This window comes from uncultured Thermus sp., assembly GCF_938010445.1.
GTDB classification, from domain to species: Bacteria; Deinococcota; Deinococci; order Deinococcales; family Thermaceae; genus Thermus; species Thermus altitudinis.
In genome coordinates this window covers 1-2,876 of sequence record NZ_CALLUR010000172.1, presented here as the reverse complement: position 1 = coordinate 2,876, position 2,876 = coordinate 1, and the positions used below count along the sequence as shown (strand labels likewise).

The 2,876-nt window shown below is 67.1% G+C and carries 4 protein-coding genes; all 4 read right to left on the bottom strand.

Annotation, left to right across the window (positions count from 1 at the left end):
• On the bottom strand, nt 1–180 hold a 180-nt coding region (locus Q0693_RS09590), incomplete at its 3' end, for a glucodextranase DOMON-like domain-containing protein (RefSeq protein WP_298631224.1).
• A gap of 8 nt (nt 181–188) precedes the next feature.
• A complete protein-coding gene (locus Q0693_RS09585; RefSeq protein ID WP_243031941.1) occupies nt 189–1,349 on the bottom strand; it encodes a gluconeogenesis factor YvcK family protein in 1,161 nt (386 codons plus the stop codon).
• Nucleotides 1,350–1,422: 73 nt separating this feature from the next.
• The gene (rapZ, locus tag Q0693_RS09580) at nt 1,423–2,244 is read right to left on the bottom strand and encodes an RNase adapter RapZ (protein WP_243031939.1); all 822 of its coding nucleotides are present in this window, start codon (nt 2,242–2,244) and stop codon (nt 1,423–1,425) included.
• An 8-nt stretch (nt 2,245–2,252) separates the two neighbouring features.
• Nucleotides 2,253–2,876 (bottom strand): CPBP family intramembrane glutamic endopeptidase (locus tag Q0693_RS09575; protein ID WP_298631220.1); only part of this gene is annotated, 624 nt, incomplete at its 5' end.

The window sequence follows — 2,876 nt, the reverse complement described above, 5'->3', positions numbered from 1 at the left end:
GAGGGGATTGGGGTAGCGGCTCAGGCGCACCTTGAGGACCAGCCTCCCTTCCCGTTCCTCCCCCGCCAGGGCCAGGAGGTCGGCATACCCCTCCCCGGCCTCCTGGAAGAGGGCGGCCCGGGGATAGAGGTAGGCCAGGCCCTGATCGTCGCCCAAGGGGTCTTGGAAGAGGAAGAGCACGGCCATCTTTATACCAGGGATAAAAGGGCCTTTACCACCTTTTCCGGGTCGTGCTGGGCCAAAAGGCCCTTCTCCCGGAAATCCCCGGCGATCACCCGCACCCCGTCCACGGCGAAGGGCCTGGGATCAAAGGCCACGGGAAAGCGCCCCTCCTGGGCGTAGCGGCTAAGGACCTCCTCGGGAATGGGGGCGGTGTGCACCAGGACCGCCTGGGGCCTCCGGCCCAGGTGGTAGGCGATGGCCTTGTAGTGGTCGTAGGCGGTGTAGCCCTCGGTTTCCCCGGGCTCGGTCATGAGGTTCACCACGTAGACCAGGGGGGCCTTGGCCCGGGCTAAGGCCTCCAGGAGGGGTTTGGGCAGGAAGCTGGGGATGACGCTGGTGTACAGGCTTCCCGGTCCCAGGACCAGGAGGTCCGCCTGGTGGATGGCCTGGAGGGCCTCCTCCATAACCCTTAGGGGTTCGGGTTCCAGGAAGACCTCCCGGATTTGCCCCCTTTTCTCCCGGATGGCCACCTCCCCCACCACCTCGGATCCGTCCCGAAAGCGGGCCTTAAGCCGCACCGCCTCGGGGGTGGCGGGGAGGACCTGGCCCCTCAGCTGCAGGATGGCGTTGGCCTCGAGGATGGCCTGGGCGAAGTCCTTGGCTTCCTGGTTCAGGGTCAAGAGGAACAGGTTGCCGAAGGTGTGGCCCTTGAGCTCCCCCTCCTGGAAACGGTGGTGGAGGAGCTTAGGCAATGCGGGATGGTCGGAAAGGGCTGCCAGGCAGTCCACCAGGTCCCCCACCGCCGGTAGGCCAAAGGCGGCTCTAAGCCGGCCCGTGGAGCCTCCGTCGTCGGTCACCGCCACGATGGCGGTGGTGTTGGCCGTGTGCTCCTTTAGGCCCCTAAGCACCCGGGAAAGCCCGGTGCCGCCGCCAAAGGCCACCACCTTGGGCCCTTGCTCCAGCCTTCTTCGCACATAGACCCGCTCTGGCACCTCCTCGGGCTCGGTGAAGGCGGAGAGCATGCTGCGGTTCATGCTCCTTATCCCCCCCACCAGGAGGAGGAGGCCCAGGAGGATCAAGACCCAGGCCCCAGGTTCCGGGGGTGGGGGAGGGAGGAAGCGGGCGAGGCCGTAGGCGGTAAGAAGGACCCCGAGGCCCGCCAAGGCTGCGTAGCGCTTCACCCGCATCCCCGGGTAAAGCCAGCGAAGGGGGGGAAAGCGCCGGGCGAGCCCTTTAGCCCCCCGGGAGAATCCCAGGGGCTTACTCCTCCTTGTCCACATCCCGGTGGTTCACCTCCACCCGGAAGCGGCTTGCGAGCTCTTCGGCCAGCCGTTCCGCCACCGCCACGCTCCGGTGCCTTCCCCCGGTGCACCCCACGGCCACGGTGTAAAAGGCCCTTCCCTCCGCCTTGGCTCCTTCCGCCGCCAGCCCCACCACCGCCAGAAGGGCCCGGTAGTAGGGTTCGTGCTCCTCCCGGAACACGTAGGCCTGGACCTCGGGGGCCAGCCCCGTTTTGGGCTTCAGGGCAGGGTCGTAATGGGGGTTGGGCAGGGGGCGCACGTCCAGGACCAGATCCGCCTCCTGGGGCGGACCCCACTTGAAGCCGAAGGAGATGAGGCGCAAAAGGAAGCCCGCCTCCTCCCCCAGAAAGCGCACCAAGGCTTCCTTAAGGGCCCTGGGGGAAAGCTCCGAGGTGTCCAGGACCAGGTGGGCCCGGGCCCTTAAGGGGCCCAGGATGCGGCGCTCCTCCCCGATCTCCCGCATGAGGTTGCCTGCCCCTAAGGGGTGGACCCTCCGGGTCAGGTTGTAGCGGCGGAGGAGCACCTCGGGGCGGGCCTCGAGGTAGACCACCGTGGGCTTGAGCCCGTCCAAGGCCGTTTCCAAATCCCCAAAGAAGGCCAGGGCCCGGGCGTCCAGCACCACCCCCGCCCGCTCCACCCCCTTCCCGCCCAGCTCCTGCAAAAGGGCGGGCCACAGGCCTGGGGGAAGGTTATCCACCATGAAGTAGCCCAGGTCCTCCAAAAAGCCCTTGGCCGTGGTCTTGCCCGCCCCGGATAGCCCCGAAAGCACCAGAAACCGCATCCCCTTGACTATACCCGCCTCCTCAGCCAGAGGTTGAAGAGGGAGAGCAGGAAAAGCCCGGGAAGCCCTACCACTCCGGTGAGGAGGTCGTGGGTGCGCTCCACCAAGAGGAGGGATAGGCCCGCGATGGCGTTTAAGGTGCCGTGGAGGAGGGCTGCGGCCAATACCGAGCCTCCCTTTTCCCGCACCCAAAGGAGGACGGGGGTTAAGGCCAGGGTGAAGAGGATCATCATGGGAACCCCGAGAAGGGGCTCCCTGGGGTAGTTGTGGCCGGCCAGGATGAGGGGGGCGTGCCATAGGCCCCACCAGAAGCCGATCTCCAGGCTGGCGGGCCAGAAACCCCTTTCCCGGAGCCTTTCCCAAAGGTATCCCCGCCACATGAGCTCCTCCCCCAAGGCGGCCAGGAGGTTCACCGTGGCCCCCGCCACCAGGGCGGAGAGGATCAAGGCCAGGGGCAGGAGCCTCCAGAAGGCTTCGGGGATCCCTGGGGCGGCTTCCGGGGGGATGGTGGACCGGAGGGCATCCAAGCCCTGCCAGGCGCCAAAGGGAAGGCTCAAGGGGATGGAAAGGAGGGTGAGGGCCACGGGAAAGAGCCAGGCGAAAAGCCAGTAGGGGTTGGGCCTTAAGGCCAG

Excerpts from the sequence above, each read along its gene's own strand:
- Q0693_RS09585 (WP_243031941.1), bottom strand. The coding sequence starts at position 1,349 with ATGCGGGTGAAGCGCTACGCAGCCTTGGCGGGCCTCGGGGTCCTTCTT.
- rapZ (WP_243031939.1), bottom strand. The coding sequence starts at position 2,244 with ATGCGGTTTCTGGTGCTTTCGGGGCTATCCGGGGCGGGCAAGACCACG.